This window comes from Paucibacter sp. B2R-40, assembly GCF_025717555.1.
Classification (GTDB): domain Bacteria; phylum Pseudomonadota; class Gammaproteobacteria; order Burkholderiales; family Burkholderiaceae_C; genus Paucibacter_A.
Genome location: NZ_JAJIRP010000002.1, coordinates 197,663 through 216,574, shown reverse-complemented (window position 1 = coordinate 216,574; position 18,912 = coordinate 197,663). Strand labels below are relative to the sequence as shown.

Below are 18,912 nucleotides of genomic sequence, written 5' to 3'. Positions count from 1 at the left end.
GCGCTATTTCTTACCCTGATTGATTTCAACTTGTGCGCCTTCGAAACCCAAGAGCGCGGCATTGGCCCAGTTGGCGCAGACTTTGTGAGCCTCTTTGCCGACGGCGCCCAGCGTGCGCAGGCTCAATGTTGTCAAGCCGCGCACGTCGATCTCGGGCTTGACGACGGCGGGTGCCTGCACCAGGCCGCTGTCGTAAAGGAGGCGCTCATCGCCCCAGATCTGGAACTGCAGGCCGCCATAGGCGCGGCAACTGTCATCGATGCCAAGGTCAGCGCGGAACAGGTTCCATGGCCCTTGCAGCTTCAGATCCAGGCGGCTTTGCGCACCGACGCCCAAGCCTTGCTGGAACTTCAAGCCGTTCATGCGCATGGCCAGTGCTTGGCTTGCGCCGGCCGGTTTGTCTTTGGCGACGCCTTTGGGCAGGCGCAGCTCAGACAGATAGCGTTGCTGCTCGGCCAAGCCTGCGCCCGCGCGCTGTTCCAGCAGATGGAACTCCGACAGCACAATCGGCTCGACCTCGCTGGGCGCCAGCGCGTTGAAGGCCTTGGCCGGGGCGGCCTGTGCCGACACGGCGGTGACCATCTCATCCACGCCGCTTGCTGCCTGATCAGCGTCCCCGTTATGGGTGCTCAGCACGCGGAAGCGCAAGAGGCGGCCGGCGGCCGGCTTGGCGAAGTTGACGGTCTGCAGACCCTCTTGCAGCTTGAGCTGACCGACTTGCACCGGCTTGCCCCAATCGCCGTTGTTGTCGCCCAGATAGACCTCGTAGTCACGCACCTGGCCATGCTTCCAGTTCTTGTCATTGCGCGGCGCGATCTCGAAGCCGTCGATCATGCGGCGCTCGCCCAGACCCAGCACCCATTCGTGCGGGCCGGCACGCATCGCCTGGTTGCGCGTGGTGCGGAACCAGGTGTCGGGCTTGCCGTCAAAGGCGTTCTCGATCGCGTGGCCGGGCTCTTCGCCGGGGCGGTTGACGACAGTCAGGCTGTCGACCGGCACTTGGCGGCCCAATTCTGGCGCGGCGGGGAAGTCCTCGTTTTTGACCAGCACGGCCTCTGTTGATATCTTCAACGTGAACTCGGCCGCATGGCGGATGCTGCGCTTGGGCGTCTTGATGTGGACCGTGCCGAATTTGTCGTTCGCATCAAACCACCATCCTTGCGTGGCGGCATCAAATGCCGCTTGGTCGGTCGATTCCGGCAAGACCTTGCCGCCGAGTTCCACCGCCTGCGGCTTGGCGCGGCTGTGTACGATCAACGCCAGGCTGCGCTGCGCCTCCTGGCCGGCATAGTCGCCCTGCACCGCGCCGACCTTGACGCGGATATCGCCAGCACCTTGTGTCGGGGCGCTCATAGCTATCACTTGGCGGCTGTTCTTGCCCTGCTCGCTGTATTGGCGAGTCAGGCCGTCGTCCTCATACAGCGTGTAGCTCGATTCGCCCTGCGGGTAGAGGTCCAGCGTCAGCTGGTCCTTGGGTTTTTGCCCGTCAAACAGCACTTCCGGGTACATCGGCAGGATTGCACCGGCGCGCACGAACACCGGCAGCTTGTCCAGCGTCACTTGCAGATCAATCGTCTTGCCGCTCGCGCCGGCTTGCACTTGGCGGCCGTCCCAGTAGTCGAACCACAAGCCCTCGGGCAGATAGATGTTCTTGCGCCAGCCTTGCGATGCGGTCTGACTGCGGAACACCGGCGCCACCAGCAGCTCGCGGCCGAGCAGAAACTGGTATTTGTGGACCTCGGTGTTGGCGTTGGGGTCGTTCGGGTGATCCCACATCAGGCCGCGCACAATCGGCGCGCCGCTGGCCTCGGCCTCTTGCGCCAGACCGTACATATAGGGTGTTAGCCGCAGCTTCAGCTTCAGATACTTGCGGTTGATGCTGCGGTAGGGCTCGTCATAGGCCCAGGGGTGTTTGCGCGCCTGCGCCGCCCAGCCGCTCATGCCCATCAGCACAGGCGTGAAGGTCTTCCACTGCAGATCGCGCGTGAAGGTCTCGGGGCTGCCGCCGAAGATCGCGTCCACGTCGCCGCTGGCATAGGCCTGGCCCGACAGGGCCGAGCCGATCAGCGTCGGGATATGCCAGCGGATGTAGTCCCAGCTGCTGCTTTGGTCGCCGGTCCAGGTCACCGCATAGCGCTGTATGCCGGCCCAGCCCATCACGGTCCACAAAAACGGCCGCGCGTCGGAGTTGTCCAAAATGCCCTGGTAGGCGGACTGATTCGCGTCCATCGAGAACTGGTAGCCTGCGCCGGTCCAGGCCACATCGAGCTTTTGTGCGCGGGTGCCGGCCGTGCCGACCTCCCACTTGATCTTGTCGACGCCGTTCTCGGTCCACAGGCCGGTACGAAAGCCGAGCTCGCTCAGGCCCGCGACGACCTTGGGCAGATCGGTATAGCCGCAGCCGTAGCCGTCGTTGGGCAGAATCCAGCCGCCCGGCATATCGTGCTCGCGGTATTTTTTCGCCACCGACTCGATCACATCGGGCGTTTTGCCAGTCGGGCCGTCGCTCCAGCCTTTGGGCACGGTGCCGGGCTTCTTGACGTTATCGCCGTCGTTATAGCAATCGGCGTCGCCGTACTCATAGGCCCAGCGCGGCAGCATCTTGGCGCGGCCGGTCAACTCGGTGTAACGGGCCATGACTTGCTGTATGCCGGGGCCGGCGAAGATGAAGGCGTCGAAGCGACCGTCTTGATGGGCCAGCGTGATGCGCTCGTTCTGGCGCAGATCGTAGGACCCGTCGCGCCAGCTATTGCGCAAGATGCCCCAGCCGTTTGAGCTCATCAAGAACGGCGCCGGGCTGGGCCGGTCGCCTTCTTCCCAGCCACCGGAGTAAGACACTTCGAGTTGCTTGCCTTTGAACTCGAAGCGGCCGTTTTGCTGGCCGCCGCCGTAGAAGCGCTCGTTCTTGTGGCTGCTCAGGGTCTGCACCGACAGCTTGTCGCTCAGGTCCAGGCCTTCGGTTTCGCGCCACAGCAGTTGTTTGTTGTCGGCCCGGTAGAGGGCCAGGCGCAAAGGCTTCTTGTTGATGCGCAGCGCCAGGCTGTCGGTTTGCAGCAGGTAATGGTCGCCCTGGTCGCTGAGCTTGTGTTCAATCGCGCTGACTGGCGCCAGCGCCTGTGCCAGCACGATGGGCGCGGCCTTGTCTTCGCTGGCGGCGAAACGCTCGTTGGGGCTGGCCTCGATGCGCAGCACATCGGCCCGCAGCAGGCTGATGCGCAGGCGCGCCTTGCCTTCGGCGCGCAGCTCCCATTGCGCAGCGCTGGGCTTCGTCGCTTGATCTGGGGACGCTGGCAGAGCCACCAATTCGCGCAGATTGCCCAGCGGCGCCGCCGCGAGCCCGTCCACTTGCAGCAAGCTGATGACGACCAGCGCCGCCAGGCTGGTGGCCTTCAGCGGTGATTTGTTCAAAGCCTGCGGCGCTTGAAGTTTCATGCCTGTGTGTTCCCTGGCCGTTCGAGGCCTCAATCTGAAAGAGTTGATCGAACTCTAGGCAAGCAGGGTTCCGCAGTCAATTGAGTGAAAGGCAGACCGAAAGATATTTGACGAAATATAGTGAAAACCACTAGAAATAAACAATTGAAACGAAAATATTGATTCGTTGCTGCTTGCAAATTGACCACAATTGAATCGACTCATGCTTTGTTTTGACAAGCTATAGCTGAGAACTAGAGCAGAGCATGCTGCGCAGCTGGACCTGATTTATTTTTTAGATCCTGACTTTCTTTTTTCTTTCGACTTTGCTAAAGTGAAAGTGAAATCGCTGTCAAGCGATGCCCAACTACCGCCGCTTCCGGCTTCACTGTTTTCACCGCGCTCAATGAATCCATTACTGAACCGTCCCCGTGACGACTGGCAGGCCCTAGGCGGGCTGGCTACGGCCGAAGAGATTGCCCAGCAACCGGCGGTGTGGCGCGAACTGGCGCAGTCCTTCGAGCCTGCACGGCAAGCCGCTTTGGCCGCGTTCTTGAATGAATGGTTGAGCGAGCCGACTCACCAAGTGATCCTGACTGGCGCCGGCAGCTCCGCCTACTGCGGCGAAGGCGTGGTGGATGAAATCAATCGCCTCTGGCCGGCGCAGGTGCGCGCCGTGGCCACCACCAGCCTGATCTCGCATCCGGCACTTTACTTGCGGCGCGATCAGCCGACGCTGCTGGTGTCTTTCGCGCGCAGCGGCAATAGCCCCGAAAGTCTGGGTGCTGTTGATCTCTTGCGTCAGCTGGTAGACGCGCCGCTCTTTTTGAACATTACTTGCAATGCCGACGGCGCGCTGTACACACGCAATGCCGACCAGCGTGATAGCTTCAATCTCTTGATGCCCAGCCGCTCCTGTGACCGTGGCTTCGCGATGACCAGTAGTTTTTCTTGCATGCAGTTGGCGGCGCTGCTGGCCTTCGGTCGCGACGCTTGGGACAACCGTTTGGCCCGCGTCGAGGCACTGGCAGCGCAGGCCGAACTGCGGCTGCGCGACTGGGCGGCGCCGCTCGCCGCCTTGGCCCAAGAGCCGTTCGCGCGCGTGGTTTACCTGGGAAGCGGGCCGCTGGAGGCGCTGGCCAAGGAGTCGGCACTGAAGATCCTGGAGCTGACCTGTGGGCGCGTGCTGGCCTTCGCCAATACCTGCTTGGGTTTTCGCCATGGCCCCAAGTCGATCCTGAACGAGAACACCTTGGTGGTGTTGTTTCCGTCCAGCGACCCGCATGTGCGTAAATTCGACGCTGACTTGTTGGCTGAGCTGCAGCGCGAAGGCGTGGCCGGACGTGTTTTGCAAGTGGGTACAAGTGAGCTTGGCGCGGCGGGCAGCGGCGCCGGCAATTTGCTGTTCAGCGTGGGCGCCGATCTGGCGGCCGCCGGCGATGTTTGGCTGGCGCCTTTGTGTTTGCTGGCGGCACAGCAGTACGCGCTGCACCGCTCAGCCGCATTGGGGCTGACGCCGGACAACCCTTTCCCGGACGGCACCGTCAACCGCGTCGTCCAAGGCGTCACCCTGCATGCCTATGTCGCACCCAATATTCACTGACGGCCTGTTCTACGGCATCGATATTGGCGGCACCAAGATTGAGTTGGTGGCCTACCAAGGCGCGGTCTTGAGCGAGCGCTGGCGGCGGCGTGTTGACACGCCGACCCAGGACTTTTCGCCTTTTGTCGAGGCGTTGGCGGGCTTGGTGGAGGCGGCCGATGCGGATTTGGGTCAACGCGGCGTGGTCGGCCTGGGCCTGCCCGGTGTCGTCGACCCGGTCAGTGGATTGCAGTTGAGCTCCAATGTGCCGGCGCTGAATGGCCAAGCGGTGGCACCGGCCTTGACGGCGCGGCTGCGGCGGCCGGTGGTGGTGGGCAATGACTGCCAGTGTTTTGCGCTGTCCGAGGCGCACGGCGGCGCGGCGGCCGGGGCCGAGAGCATGTTCGGGGCGATTCTGGGCACCGGTGCCGGTGGCGGCTATTGCGTCGGCGGGCGCTTGCTGCGCGGCTACAACAGCCTGGCCGGCGAATGGGGGCATGGCGGATTACCGGCCACGCTGCGCGAGCGCCATGGCCTGCCCCTCTGGCCTTGCGGCTGCGGCTTGACTGCTTGCTTGGAGCGTTATGTTTCGGGCAGCGGGCTGGCGGCCCTGTATCAAGAATTTGGCGGTGCAGCGCTTGATGCCGCCGCCATCAGCGAGCGTGCCGACAGTGGCGAGGCGCTGGCGCAGCGCAGCTTGGCCGTGCATCTGGATGTGCTGGCTTACGGCCTGGCCGGCTTGGTGCTGGTCTTGGACCCGCATGTGATCGTGCTGGGCGGGGGCTTGTCCAAGCTGCAGCGCCTGTACCGAGATTTGCCCGCCGCAGTGGCGCGCCACCTTTTTGCGGGCGCACGCGTGCCGCCGATTCTGCCGCCCGCTTTCGGCGACGCCGGCGGCACGCGCGGCGCGGCCTTGTTGGCGCGCCAGCAGCCTTTCATTTCAAATTCCTAGAGCAAGCCTATGTCTCACCTTCTTGACATCATCACCGCCCACCGTCAGGGCCAGCCCGTCGGCATCTATAGCGTTTGCTCGGCCAATGAATATGTGCTGCGGGCCGCGTTTGAGCAGGCTAAGCGTTACGGCACGCCTTTGTTGATCGAGTCGACCTCCAATCAGGTCGATCAGTTTGGCGGTTACACCGGCATGAACCCGGTTCAATTTCGCAGCTATGTGTTGAAGCTGGCGCAAGAAGAAGGCTTTGCCGCCGACCGCTTGCTCTTGGGCGGCGATCACTTGGGGCCCAACGCCTGGCAGCATCTGCCGGCCGCCGAGGCGATGGCGTTTGCTGCCGAGTTGATCCGCAGCTATGTGGCGGCGGGTTTTGAGAAGATTCACCTCGACTGCAGCATGGCTTGCTCGGATGACCCCAAGCGCCTGCCGGACGAGATCGTTGCTGAACGCTCCGCAGTCTTGGCCGCCGTCGCTGAACGGGCCGCGCTTGAGGCCGGCTTGGCGCCGCCCGTCTATGTGATCGGCACCGAAGTGCCGATTCCCGGTGGTGAGGCTTCCTTGGGCGCCGGCGTGGCCGTGACCTCGCCGGCTGCAGCCGCAGCCACTTTGGCCGTGCATGCGGCGGCCTTTGCCGCGCATGGGCTGCAGAGTGCTTGGCAGCGCGTGATTGCGATGGTGGTGCAGCCGGGCGTGGACTTTGATCACAGCCAGATTCAGCATTACGCGCCCCAGGCAGCGGCCAACTTGTCTAAGTTCGTGGCTCAGCAGATGGACCCGCCGGCTTTGGTGTTCGAGGCCCATTCGACCGACTATCAAACCGAAGCCGCGATGCATGCGCTGGTGCGCGATCATTTTGCGATTCTGAAAGTAGGCCCGGCCGTCACTTTCGCTTTGCGGGAGGCCTGGTTTGCCTTGGCGGCGATCGAGCGCGAGATCGTGCCCTTTGGCCGCCAGTCGCAACTGCCGGCGGTGCTGGAGCAGCGCATGTTGGCCGAGCCCAAGCATTGGGCCAAACATTACAGCGGCACGCCGGCGCAGCAGCATCTGCTGCGTGCCTACGCGCTCAGCGACCGCTGCCGCTACTACTGGGGCGACGCCGCCGTGCAGGCCGCCGTGGCCAAGCTGATCGCCAATTTAGAGCAGCAAGCGATTGCCTTGCCACTGCTGAGCCAATACCTGCCGGAGCAGTTCGACGCAGTTTTGCGCGGTGAGTTGGCCGCGACACCGAGGGCGCTGGCCCAGCACAAGGTCGGCGTGGTGTTGGCGCGCTATGCGCGTGCCTGCAGCCGCAACCGCCATGGGCTGGGCGAAAGTATGAAAACTCCTTCGCTTTCGATTGCTTAAAATGCAGCTTCTTGAAACGAAAGAATTGAAAAGCAAGCCATGAGCAAGAACAGCAAGCCTCCGAGCCGCAATACTGGCCAGCGCCGCGAGCAGATCATGCAGTTGCTGATGGAGCGGGGCAGCGTGCAGGTGTCGGACCTGGCGCCCAAGCTGGGCGTGTCGGCGGTGACGATACGCACCGACCTGGCCGCTTTTGAAGAGCAGGGTTTGGTGACGCGCAGCTATGGCGGCGCCGCGCTCAAGCGCATGCCGCCGCAGGAACACAATATCCGCCAAAAAGACGGCTTGAACACCAGCCTGAAGGAGCGCATCGGCACGCGAGCCGCACAGATGGTGATTAGTGGCGACAACATCATCATCGACTCCGGCAGCACCACGATGGCGCTGGCTCACCATTTGCGTGAATTGCGCAATGTGACGGTGATGACCAACGGCCTGAACATCGCCTGGGAGTTGGCCGATGCCGAGGGCGTCGAGCTGATGCTGACCGGCGGCCTCTTGCGCAAGAAGTCTTTGTCCATCCTGGGCACGCAGGCCGAGGCCTGCTTGGGCGGCTATATCTTCGACAAGCTGTTCCTGGGTGTGGACGGCTGCGATCTGCAGTTCGGCCTGACCACCCATCACGAGGCCGAGGCGAGGCTCAATCACATGATGGTGGAGCGCGCCAAGAAGGTCATCGTGCTGAGCGACTCCAGCAAGTTCGGTCGCGTCAGCCTGCACCGCATTGTGCAGCTTGAGCGCGTGCACACGCTGATTACCGACGCCGGCATCAGCAATGAGTACCGCGATGGCCTGCAGCGCCTGGGCATAGAGCTGATCATCGTTGAATGAGCACAGACAAAAAAACCTTGTCGGGGCGCATCCTGACGCCCGCCGGCTGGCTGCTCGGTCGGCTTGAATTCGATGATCGCGTGCTCAGCGTCCACCCCGATGCTGACGCGCCAGCCGAGTTGAGCATTCTGCCGGGCTTTGTGGACCTGCATGTGCATGGTGGCGCCGGTGTGGACATCATGCAGGGCGGTGATACGGCGGTGCAGGTCGCGCGGGCCCATGCCCAGCATGGCACGACCTCGATGCTGGGCACGACCATGACGGCCAGCCCGGCAGCGATTGAGCATGCGCTGGACGGCTTGGCCGAGGCGATCGCTCAGCGCGCGCCCGGCACGGCCCGCATCCTCGGCGTGCATCTGGAAGGCCCCTTCATCAGCGAGAAGCGCTTGGGCGCGCAGCCCAATCTTGTCTGCTCGGCCACACTGGAGCAGGTGCTTCACTATCACGCGATTGCGCCAATCAAGGTTTTGACGCTAGCGCCTGAATTGAGCGGGCACTTGGCATTGATCCCGCAACTCAATGACTTGGGCATTCGCGTGCAGATCGGTCATTCGGCCGGCAGCTATGAGGACGGCCTGGCGGCGCTGCAAGCCGGCGTGGCCGGCTTCACGCATCTGTTCAATGGCATGACGCCCTTGAATCATTACCAGCCCGGCATCGTCGGCGCGGCGCTGGCCCATGCGGAGTACGCAGAGCTGATCCCGGATCTGCAGCATGTGCATCCAGGGGCCATGCGGGCGGCCATCCGCGCCATCCCCAAGCTCTATTGCGTGACCGACGCGACGGCGGCCACCGGCATGCCGGACGGCGAATATGCGCTCGGCTCACAACGCGTCATGAAATGCTTGGGCTGTGTGCGTTTGGCCTCGGGCTCGCTGGCCGGCTCCGCCTTGACGATGGACCAAGCGCTGCGCAATTTGCTCTCGATCGGCCTTGATCTGGCAGCAGCGTCGAACTGCCTGTCCAGCCACCCGGCCGACTACCTGGGCCTGCCCGAGCGCGGCCGTATCGCGCCGGGCGCCTGGGCTGACTTGGTCGTCTTGGATGCCGATCTGCAAGTGCAGACCGTGGTCATCGAAGGTGAATTTGTTTCTCTCGTTTGACCGTTCAAGGATTCACCCGCATGAATGCACCTGCCTTCGCCAGCCTCAAGGCCGCTACTGATTCGCCCAAAGTTTGGCCCATGCGCTTCATGCTTTTCATCGCCGGCATGGGCGGATTGCTGTATGGCATTGACATCGGCATCATCGCCGGCGCGCTGCCCTATCTGGAGTCCACCGCATCGGTAACTTGGCGTTTGAGCGCACAGCAACTCGGCTTCATCGTCGCGGCCGTGCTCTTGGGCAGCGTTTTGTCGTCCTTGTTTGCCGGCGCGCTGGCCGATTGGGTCGGGCGCAAGAAGGTGATGGTCTTGAGCGGCTTGCTGTTCACCTTGAGCATCCCCATCATCGCGCTGGCCGATGGCTACACGCCGCTGCTGCTGGGCCGATTGCTGCAAGGCATCAGCGGCGGTTTGATCGGTGTGGTGGTACCGCTCTATCTGGCCGAATGCTTGAATGCTGATAAGCGTGGGCGCGGCACGGCGATGTTTCAATTGCTCTTGACCATAGGCTTGGTGGTGGCGGCCTTGATCGGCCTGTATTACGCGCGTTCGGTCGAAGCCGTTGCCGGCAGCGGCGGCGAGGCCTTGTTTGCGGCCAAAGATCAGGCCTGGCGCAGCATCTTTTGGATTTGCCTGGGCCCCGGCCTGGTGTTCACGCTCGGTTGCCTGTTCTTGAGTGAGTCGCCGCGCTGGTTGGTCGGCCGGGGCCGGCCGCTGGATATCGACCAAGCCCGCACTGCGCTCTTGCGCAGCCGCAGTGCCGCCGCCGCCGAGCAAGAGCTGCGCGAGATGCAGCAGGCGGCTGCAGCGACAGGGATGGCAGGGGCGACAGGGTCTGTCAAGGGGCCAGAGGCGGCCGCGCGTGAGCCCTTGTTCAGTCGCCGTTATAGGGCGCCGTTTCTGTTGGCCTGCGTGATTCTGGCCTGCACCCAGGCAACCGGTATCAACTCGATCTTGGCCTATGTGGTCAATATCCTGAACCAGGCCGGCTTGAGCGGCTCGGTGGCCAATTCGGCCGATGTGGCGATCAAGGTCTTGAATGCGCTGATGACCGTGGTGGCGCTGCTGCTGGTGGACCGCAAGGGCCGCAAGTTTTTGTTGATGCTGGGCAGTGGCGGTATTTTTGTGGCGCTGGTCTTGGCCGGCAGCCTGTTCTGGTCGGCCGAGCGCGGTCGCATCGACGTCACGCCTGCGCTGCAGCAACTGGTGCAGCAAGACCGGCTGCAACTGAGCTTTGACTCTGCTAGCCTGGCCCAATTGGGCGTGAGTGCCGATGGCGCACCGCAGCAGTTGACCCTGTCTTACGCCTACGGCGACTTCAGCAATGTGCAGAGCCGGCGCAGCGACGAGCTGGATGCCAGGCCGATCGAGATCTCACGGGAGCACACGGTGCAGAGCGACAGCGTGATCGGCGCCTTCTTTCGCCGCCTGCATCTGAATCCCTTTGCGGACCCCGGCAGCGCGGCAGGCGCGCCCTTGGTGATCACGCAGGCCCTGGTCGGGCCGGTGCCCAGCGCCACCCATGGTTGGCTGGTGACGGCCTGCATCTTTGCCTTTGTCGCCTTCTTTGCGGTGGGGCCGGGTGTGTGTGTCTGGTTGGCGCTGTCGGAGTTGATGCCCACGCGCATCCGCTCCAACGGCATGAGCATTGCGTTACTGATCAATCAGTTTGTCTCGACCACGATCGCGGCGGTGTTCTTGCCCACCGTCGGCAATCACGGTTATGCGGCGATGTTCTTCTTCTGGGCTGGCTGCACGGTGGTTTACTTCCTGGTGGCGGCCTTGATCTTGCCGGAAACCAAGGGCAAAACACTGGAGCAGATTGAAGCGCACTTTGCGCGCAAGCCTTGAAGGCGCTGAAGTTTGAGTTGCTTCAAACGCTAGCCATCAAGCGCCGGGTGTTCTGCAGATGCCAGGCCATGTCCAAGGTCTCAAAAGATGCCGCAGCCTGGCCCAGCAAGCGCTGCGCAGGCTGACCCAGGGCGAGTGCGAGTTCGGCTGCGCATAGTTGATTGACGGCAGCTTCGTGCGCCGATCCGCGCAGTTCGGCCACGGCCTGGGCTTTGGCCAGGTAGCGCTGCGCTCGAGCCGCCTGTTCGGCCCCGGCCGCCATGCGCGCCGCCGCCCGGTAGGCCATCGCCACGCCTATCCAGTCACGCTGGCGGGCGCGCCGCAAGGCCTGCGCGATATGGCGTCGCGCACCAGGAGCGTCACCTTGCTCGGCCAGCACTTCGGCCAACCATCCATGAATCAGCGAACTGAACAGGCCGCCGCCGCGCGGTGCCAGCCAGTTCGCTGCAGCGTGCAAACCATGCGCGGCATCCGGTGAGCGCTCGGTCTGCCAGGCCGCATAGGCGCCGACCGCATGACCCATGGCGTAAGTGAATAGGCTCCTCACCAAGCCCCCGATGCGGTGCGCTTCGGCCGCTGCCTGCTGTGCTTCGGGCCAGCGGCCTTGCCAAAGAAATACCGCCGCGCGCCAACCCTGCACCGAGGCTTCGACCGCATGGTTGGAACCCTGAATGATGGCCAAGGCCTCGTCAAAGCAAGCGTGCGCACCGACAAAGTGGCCCTGGTCGCCCAGGACATAGGCGCGGCAAGCGAGCGAATAGGCCAGGCCCACGGCCGGGCGGGCGGGCGGGCCCGGCGGCGCGGTAGCAAGATGCAAGGGCCGCAAAAAAGCGATCGCTTGGTCCAGCAAAACCAGGGCAGCTGGGTAGTCCGCCGCAGCGGCCAAGAGTTGGCCCTTGGTGCCGTGCAATTGCGCGAGCAGGGCGGCATGGTGTTGGCGATTGGCCTGCGCCACCAGCAGTCCGCGCTCGCAATGCAAGAGGCCGGCGCGCACTTCGCCCAGCGCATAGCTGGCATAGCCTAACCAATAATCTGCACGCGCTACCAGTTCAGCCTCACCGCTGCGCTGGGCCAGTTGCACGGCACGTTCCAGCACGCGCAGATCGGCTCTTGAGGCATCGAATACGCACGCGATGCCAAAGCGCTGAGCGATGGCCACCCAGCGTGCCTCAATTGCGTTGCAGCCGGGCAAATGGTCCAAGGCCGCCAGCGCCGCGCGGTATTGCTTCTTGGCGCGGTCCAGTGCCGAGGCGGCCAAGGCCTGATCGCCGGCGCGTTCGGCATGCAGCGCGGCGTCTTCCCATTGCTCGGCCGCCGCCGCGTGGTAGCCCAGCAACTCATCAGTGGCTTGGCGCGGCGTGTCATGCACTTGCGAGCGCAGCTCGGCCGCGATATGGCGGTGCATGGCCTGACGTTCATGCCAGCCAATCGACTCGTAGACCACGTCGCGGGTCAAGCCGTGCTTGAAGCGAAAGAAGCCGGCGCGCCGATCCGGGAAGACGAAGTCTCGCTCGGCCAGTGCCAGCACGGCCGGGTCTTGCTCGGTGCAACCAGTCAGGCGCTGCAGCAACCAGCTCGGAATTATGTTGCCAATGACCGCTGCGGCGCGCAGTACGGTCGCTTGCTCGGGTGCCAAACGCGCGACGCGTGACAGCGTCAGGGCCGCCAGCCAGGCCTGACCTGCCGAGTCGGCGCGGGGGCGTATGAGCGCCCGGCGGCCCGCATGTTCATGCTTGATCGCATGGCACAACTCCTCGATGAACAGCGGGTTGCCGCCGGCATGGCGCTGAATATCAAGCGCGACAAAGGGGTCGGTGTCGGGCAGCAGCTGAACAATGGCCTGCGCTGCGTCGGCGGCATCAAATGGCGCCAGCTCCAGCACCATGGCGCCGCCATCGGGCAGCTCGGTCTCCAGCGGCCGGGTGGCGGTCAGCAGCATCAGTGGGAGCTGCTGTTCGCGCGCCAGTGCGTGCAATCGATGCAGCAGTGAGAGGCTGGCGTCATCGGCCCATTGCAGGTCATCAATGAAAATCAGCTGCGGGGTCTGGCGTGCCATGGCAGCCAGCAATTGCAAGAGTCCGGCTGGACGCGCCGGGGCGTCGGCCGTCAATAGCGAGGCGGCAATGCCCAGGCCTTGCGCGGCCAAAGTTCGCAAGATCTGCAAATAGGGCTGCAGCGGCTCGGCGCTCAAATAGCTCTCGCAATAGCCGCGCTGCACTTGGCAATGCGTGGTGCAGGCGCGCTGCAGGAATTCCTCAGTTAAGCGGGTCTTGCCGACCCCGGCATTGGCGCGAATGCTGATCCAGCGCGGCCGGCCCTGCTGTGCTTCGGCCAGCGCCAGCTCCAGTTGCAGCAGTTCCGCTTGGCGCCCCACAAACGGCGCCAAACCACGCTGTTGGCTGGCCTCGAAGCGCCGACCAATGGCGGCCCGGCCCTTGATGGCGTAGACCGCCAGCGCGCTGGCGCGGCCCTTCAGATGCACCGCCCGACGCTCACTGGTTTGGAAGTAATGGCTTTGCAGCCCGAGGGTTTCTTCACTGACGAGGATTTCATCCGCGCCGGCCTGGTCGGACAGGCGTGCCGCGAAATTCGGCGTATTGCCCAGCAAGTCGAATCGGCCCCTGACCGCGTCACCTTCTTCGATCAAGACGATGCCGGCGTGGATGCCCGAGTGCAGGCTCAAGTCTTGGCCATGTGGCCACTGTGAGCAAGAGCTGGGCGGGCGCATCAGGCGTACCAACTGGTGCAATTCAAGTGCGGCCTCGGTGGCGCGCCGCCCATCGTCTTCCCGCATGAGCGGGTGGCCGAAGATGGCCAGCATGCCGTCGCCCTGAATCCGCACGACCGTGCCTCCATGCCGCGGCACCACGCTTTGGTAGAGCGCGCGCAACTCGCGCAACATCAGCGCGTAATGCTCAGCCTGCATGGCGTCTGCGAGTCGGGTTGACTCGGAGAGATCGGCAAACAGCACGGTGAGATTGCGGCGCTCGCCCGGCGCTTGCGGCGCCGGCGTGCGATCGGTGGGCTGGATCATGGGCGGGTGTCTTTAGTCACCCCATCATAGGGTGACCAGCCGCTAGGCATGCAGCAATGGCGCGGAAAAAGCCGGCAGATCTTCCTCGCGCAGGCCCAGGTAAACGGGCTGGCCAAGGCGGCGATGAATATTGATCTTGGCGTTATAGACCCGGTGCGGCCGGCCATGTTTGTCGCTGATTTCAAACTCGCTGATGCCAAAGTCGCCGGCCGCGTTGCGGTTGCCGGTCAAGTAACAGGCAATTTCATCGATCTCGGCACCGGCCAGGGTCAGGCCGTTCAGGGCTTTCAGCGGGCGGCGTGTGCGCTCGACAAAGTCCACCGAGTCGATGCGCTGGATCTCGCCGCTATGTTCATCGCGCATCAGGGTATTGAACTTGCCGAGCAGAATCTGCCCCGGCAGCGCGCGCTCTATCATGCGGGCCAGCTCTATCGTCACCTGCCCGACCAAATAGCTGAACGAGGTCGGGTTCAGGCCTTCGCTTTGATAGAACTCGTAGTGCGAGCCGACGTGGAAGGCCGCGCGCAATTGCGGCACCGATTCGGGCCGGCGCGCCCGCTCACGCGCCAAGGCGTTATCGGCCAGGATGAATTGCAAGAGCTGGTAGAGCTCGACATTGGCCTCGATGCCGCGCATGCGGTTCCAGATGTAGAAGCCATCGCCGGTGGTGGTGCGTGCGAAATTGATATTGATCTCGCGGTCCAGCAGCTTGGCATAGGCGGCGTTGACCGAACAGGACAGGCTGTTGAGCTGCACCACCTGCTGCAGCGGCGTCAGCAACGAAAAGCCGACCGCGTCAAAGAGAATCACCGCCCGGTCTTCGACCAGTCGAATGCCATAACGGGCCACGATGGCGGCAATCAAGTCCAGCCCGAGGCCGGTTTGTGGCGCGAAGGGCAGGACGATGAATTGCGGCGTCAGGCCCAGCTCGGCCGCAGTTTGCTCGAATTGATCAGCGGGCAGATGCGCCTGATTGCCCAGCAGCTCATCCAGCACCCGGCCACGCCGCAAGGCTTCTTGCGGGTCAGGTGCGGCTTGGGTGAATTCGGTCAGCAGCGGATGAGGTGCGACAAGCAGTCGCAAGCCGCTTTGACCACCCTCGGCCGGGGTCCAGGCGAAGATCAGGTTTTCGCCCAAATCCCACAGCGCATAAAGCAGTTGATCGAGTATGACGATGTTGTCGCGCACCTGAGCTTCGCTCAGACCGCTCGGCAAGGCGTAGGCCATAAAGCCGTCAAGCCATGATCTGCGCTTGCGGGTTTCTTCTGTCACTCGTCTGTCCCCTGATCAACAAAGCTGGAAGGGGTCAGGACCGACCCCGCTGGCGCTATTGTCAGGGATAGGGTCGCGAATATTAAATACGGCGCAGCGCTGGTTTTGCCGAGGCCAACAAGAGCTGCTGCATCTGGCTGTTGACGCTCAGGCCGGTGACGACGACGCGCGGCAATTGCACGAGCTCGGATCGAACCGCCTTGCCGCTGACGACGACCCGCTCCAATTGCTCGGGCTTTGGTGCCTCGCCTTGGGCGCTGGCAGTAAATGAAGCGGCGGCAAGAATGAAGGCAACGAAGGCTTGAGTACGCATGATGAGGGGCTCCTTGAGTGAACATCGAAGCGGCTGCTTTGGGGTGTCAATGCCTGCTTCGTTGAACTCAGTATCGGCAAGCGCTGAGCCTGCCGCCATGGTCATGCGACGAAATGACGGCACTTGCGCGTGGCCTGCGTCTGCGGCCGATAGAGGGTTTACCCGAGCTTGGAACGCGACCCTTTGCCTGCAGGAATGGGTCTGTTTGTGCACTTTGACGCCTTCGCCCTATGATGTCAGGTTGCTTCGCCCTGTGTACACCATGTCCGACTCCCTATCTTTGTCATCGCCGCCGCCCCTGCCTTTGCCGTTTGAAATCCCTATGATTCGAGTTCGCGGCGCGCGTACCCACAATCTGAAAAACATCGATGTGGACCTGCCGCGCAACAAGCTGGTGGTGATCACGGGCTTGAGCGGCTCGGGCAAATCCAGCCTGGCGTTTGACACGCTCTATGCTGAGGGCCAGCGCCGTTACGTCGAGAGTTTGTCGGCCTATGCGCGGCAGTTTTTGCAGCTGATGGACAAGCCCGATGTCGATGTGATCGAGGGCCTGTCGCCGGCGATTTCGATCGAGCAAAAAGCGACCAGCCACAACCCGCGCTCGACCGTCGGCACGGTCACCGAAATTCACGATTACCTGCGCCTGCTCTATGCGCGCGCGGGCACGCCGTTCTGCCCCGACCACAACCTGCCGCTGGAGGCGCAAAGCGTCAGCCAGATGGTCGACGCCGTCTTGGCGATGCCGGAAGACTCCAAGCTGATGCTGCTGGCGCCGGTGGTGCGCGATCGCAAAGGCGAGTTCCTTGAGTTGTTCGAGTCACTGCAGGCGCAGGGCTATGTGAGATTCCGGGTCGACGGCGCGACCGTCGATGCACCGGACTTTCCGGCACTGAAGAAGACCGAGAAGCACGACATCGATGTGGTGGTGGATCGCATCAAACTGAAGGCCAGAGACGCGAAGGACGCCGATGAGAGCGCCGACGGCCTGCGTCAGCGTCTGGCCGAGAGCTTCGAGGCGGCGCTGCGGCTGGCCGAGGGGCGCGCCCTGGTCTTGAATATGGACAGCGGTGCCGAGAAGGTCTTGTCGAGCAAGTTTGCCTGTCCCGCCTGCAGCTATTCGCTGTCGGAGCTGGAGCCGCGGCTGTTCTCGTTCAACTCGCCCGTCGGCGCCTGCCCGTCTTGCGAGGGCCTGGGTCAGCTGACCATGTTCGATGGCGACAAGGTGGTGGCCTTCCCTTCCTTGAGCCTGGCCAGCGGCGCGGTCAAGGGTTGGGACAGGCGCAATGCCTACACCTTCTCGATGCTGGAGGCGGTAGCGGCGCATTACCAAATCGACATTGATCAGCCCTTCGAGGAACTGCCCGAAGCGGTGCGCCATGCCTTTTTGCATGGTTCCGGGGCGGAGGAGATTGCCTTCGTCTACCAAGCCGAAAGCCCCGCCGGTGGGCCCAAGAAGCGCGCGGTCAAACGCTCGCACCCGTTTGAGGGCATCTTGCCCAGCCTGGAGCGGCGCTTCAAGGAGTCGGACTCCAGCGCGGTGCGCGAGGATCTGGCCCGCTATATGTCCGCCAAGCCCTGCCCGCATTGCGAGGGCTCGCGGCTGCGTCGCGAAGCGCGCAATGTCGTGTTGCAGCCCGCTGATGCGGCGCCTGGAACCAAGGGCAGGCCTATCTATGACGTCGAGCATTCGACGCTGCGCGACTGCCTGGTCTATTTTGAAGGCCTCAAGCTCAAGGGCTCCAAGGCCGAGATCGGCGACAAGGTGGTACGCGAGATCACCTCGCGCTTGCGCTTCCTGAATGACGTTGGGCTGAACTACCTGAGCCTGGATCGCAGCGCCGACACGCTGTCGGGTGGCGAGGCGCAGCGCATCCGGCTGGCCTCGCAAATTGGCTCGGGCCTGACGGGGGTGATGTATGTGCTGGACGAGCCCAGTATCGGCCTGCACCAGCGCGATAACGACCGGCTGATTGCGACGCTGCGGCGCCTGCGCGACCTTGGCAACACGGTCATCGTGGTCGAGCATGACGAGGACGCGATCCGCGCGGCCGACTATGTGTTGGACCTCGGCCCCGGCGCCGGCGTGCATGGCGGGCGCATCATGTCGCAAGGCACGCCCGAGCAGGTGGCGGCCGACCCGAATTCACCGACAGGGCGCTATCTGTCCGGCGCGGCCTGTATCGAAGTGCCGCGCGAGCGCCACCGCGTCAGCCCGCAAGCCGCCCACCAGGCGCTCAAGATCGTCAATGCCCGCGGCAACAATCTGAAGGGAGTGACGGTCGAGATCCCGGTGGGCCTCCTGACCTGCGTGACCGGCGTGTCCGGCTCGGGCAAGAGCACCTTGATCAATGACACGCTTTACACGGCGGTCGCCAAGAAGCTCTACCAAAGCCATGCCGACCCGGCGCCGCATGACCAGATCGAGGGGCTGGAAGCCTTTGACAAGGTCATCAACGTCGACCAGTCGCCAATCGGCCGCACGCCGCGCAGCAATCCGGCCACCTATACCGGCTTGTTCACGCCGATCCGCGAGCTTTTTGCTGAAATGAATACCGCGCGCGAGCGGGGTTACGGGCCAGGGCGCTTCAGCTTCAACGTCGCTGGTGGCCGCTGCGAGGCCTGTCAAGGTGACGGCGTACTAAAGGTGGAGATGCACTTCTTGCCCGATGTCTACGTGCCTTGCGACAGCTGCTTCGGCAAGCGCTACAACCGCGAAACGCTGGAAGTGCTCTACAAGGGCAAGAACATCACCGAAGTGCTGGCCATGACGGTGGAAGACGCGCATCAATTCTTCAGTGCCGTGCCGACGCTGGCGCGCAAGTTGCAGACCTTGCTGGATGTGGGTCTTGGCTATGTGAAGTTAGGCCAGAGTGCGACCACCTTGTCGGGCGGCGAGGCGCAGCGCGTCAAGCTGGCGCTGGAGTTGAGCAAGCGCGACACTGGCCGTACGCTCTACATCCTGGATGAGCCGACCACCGGCCTGCACTTTGCCGACATCGCCCTGCTCCTGAAGGTTTTGCACCAGTTGCGTGATGCCGGCAACACCATCGTCGTGATCGAGCACAACCTCGACGTCATCAAGACGGCGGATTGGGTCATCGATATGGGGCCGGAAGGCGGCTCGGGCGGCGGCCAGCTGTTGGTGGCAGGCACACCCGAGACAGTAGCCGCCCATGAAGGCAGCCATACCGGGCGCTATTTGAAGAACTTGCTGCGCTGA

General features: G+C 63.4%; 11 protein-coding genes. 7 read left to right on the top strand and 4 right to left on the bottom strand.

The window, feature by feature from the left end; genetic code table 11:
- Positions 1-3: 3 nt before the first annotated feature.
- Positions 4-3,432 (bottom strand): TIM-barrel domain-containing protein, encoded by a 3,429-nt coding sequence (locus LNV09_RS04930; protein WP_263555969.1) that lies wholly within the window; start codon positions 3,430-3,432, stop codon positions 4-6.
- Positions 3,433-3,817: 385 nt separating this feature from the next.
- Between LNV09_RS04930 and LNV09_RS04925 the strand changes: the two genes are divergently transcribed.
- The 6 genes from LNV09_RS04925 to LNV09_RS04900 are packed head-to-tail and all read left to right on the top strand — an operon-like array spanning position 3,818 to position 11,073.
- The gene (locus LNV09_RS04925; RefSeq protein WP_263555968.1) at positions 3,818-5,014 is read left to right on the top strand and encodes an AgaS family sugar isomerase; all 1,197 of its coding nucleotides are present in this window, start codon (positions 3,818-3,820) and stop codon (positions 5,012-5,014) included.
- Positions 4,986-5,945 (top strand): ROK family protein, encoded by a 960-nt coding sequence (locus LNV09_RS04920; RefSeq protein WP_263555967.1) that lies wholly within the window; start codon positions 4,986-4,988, stop codon positions 5,943-5,945. Before LNV09_RS04925 ends, LNV09_RS04920 begins: the two co-directional genes overlap by 29 nt.
- 9 nt (positions 5,946-5,954) lie before the next feature.
- Positions 5,955-7,289, top strand: a complete 1,335-nt coding sequence (locus LNV09_RS04915; RefSeq protein WP_263555966.1) for a D-tagatose-bisphosphate aldolase, class II, non-catalytic subunit — start codon at positions 5,955-5,957, stop codon at positions 7,287-7,289.
- A 39-nt stretch (positions 7,290-7,328) separates the two neighbouring features.
- Positions 7,329-8,120, top strand: a complete 792-nt coding sequence (locus LNV09_RS04910) for a DeoR family transcriptional regulator (protein WP_263555965.1) — start codon at positions 7,329-7,331, stop codon at positions 8,118-8,120.
- On the top strand, positions 8,117-9,223 hold the full coding sequence (gene nagA, locus LNV09_RS04905) for an N-acetylglucosamine-6-phosphate deacetylase (RefSeq protein ID WP_263555964.1): 1,107 nt from the start codon (positions 8,117-8,119) through the stop codon (positions 9,221-9,223). The genes LNV09_RS04910 and nagA overlap by 4 nt, the downstream gene beginning before the upstream one ends.
- A gap of 20 nt (positions 9,224-9,243) precedes the next feature.
- Positions 9,244-11,073: an MFS transporter gene (locus tag LNV09_RS04900; protein WP_263555963.1), complete on the top strand. Its 1,830-nt coding sequence runs from the start codon at positions 9,244-9,246 to the stop codon at positions 11,071-11,073.
- 22 nt (positions 11,074-11,095) lie between these two features.
- Here the strand turns inward: LNV09_RS04900 and LNV09_RS04895 are convergent, their stop codons facing one another.
- From LNV09_RS04895 to LNV09_RS04885, 3 genes are all read right to left on the bottom strand, one after another.
- Positions 11,096-14,107: an adenylate/guanylate cyclase domain-containing protein gene (locus LNV09_RS04895; protein ID WP_263555962.1), complete on the bottom strand. Its 3,012-nt coding sequence runs from the start codon at positions 14,105-14,107 to the stop codon at positions 11,096-11,098.
- Positions 14,108-14,149: 42 nt separating this feature from the next.
- Positions 14,150-15,379 (bottom strand): hypothetical protein, encoded by a 1,230-nt coding sequence (locus LNV09_RS04890; RefSeq protein WP_263555961.1) that lies wholly within the window; start codon positions 15,377-15,379, stop codon positions 14,150-14,152.
- 82 nt (positions 15,380-15,461) lie between these two features.
- A complete protein-coding gene (locus LNV09_RS04885; RefSeq protein WP_263555960.1) occupies positions 15,462-15,692 on the bottom strand; it encodes a hypothetical protein in 231 nt (76 codons plus the stop codon).
- 316 nt (positions 15,693-16,008) lie between these two features.
- Between LNV09_RS04885 and uvrA the strand changes: the two genes are divergently transcribed.
- Positions 16,009-18,912 (top strand): excinuclease ABC subunit UvrA, encoded by a 2,904-nt coding sequence (gene uvrA / locus LNV09_RS04880; RefSeq protein ID WP_263556281.1) that lies wholly within the window; start codon positions 16,009-16,011, stop codon positions 18,910-18,912.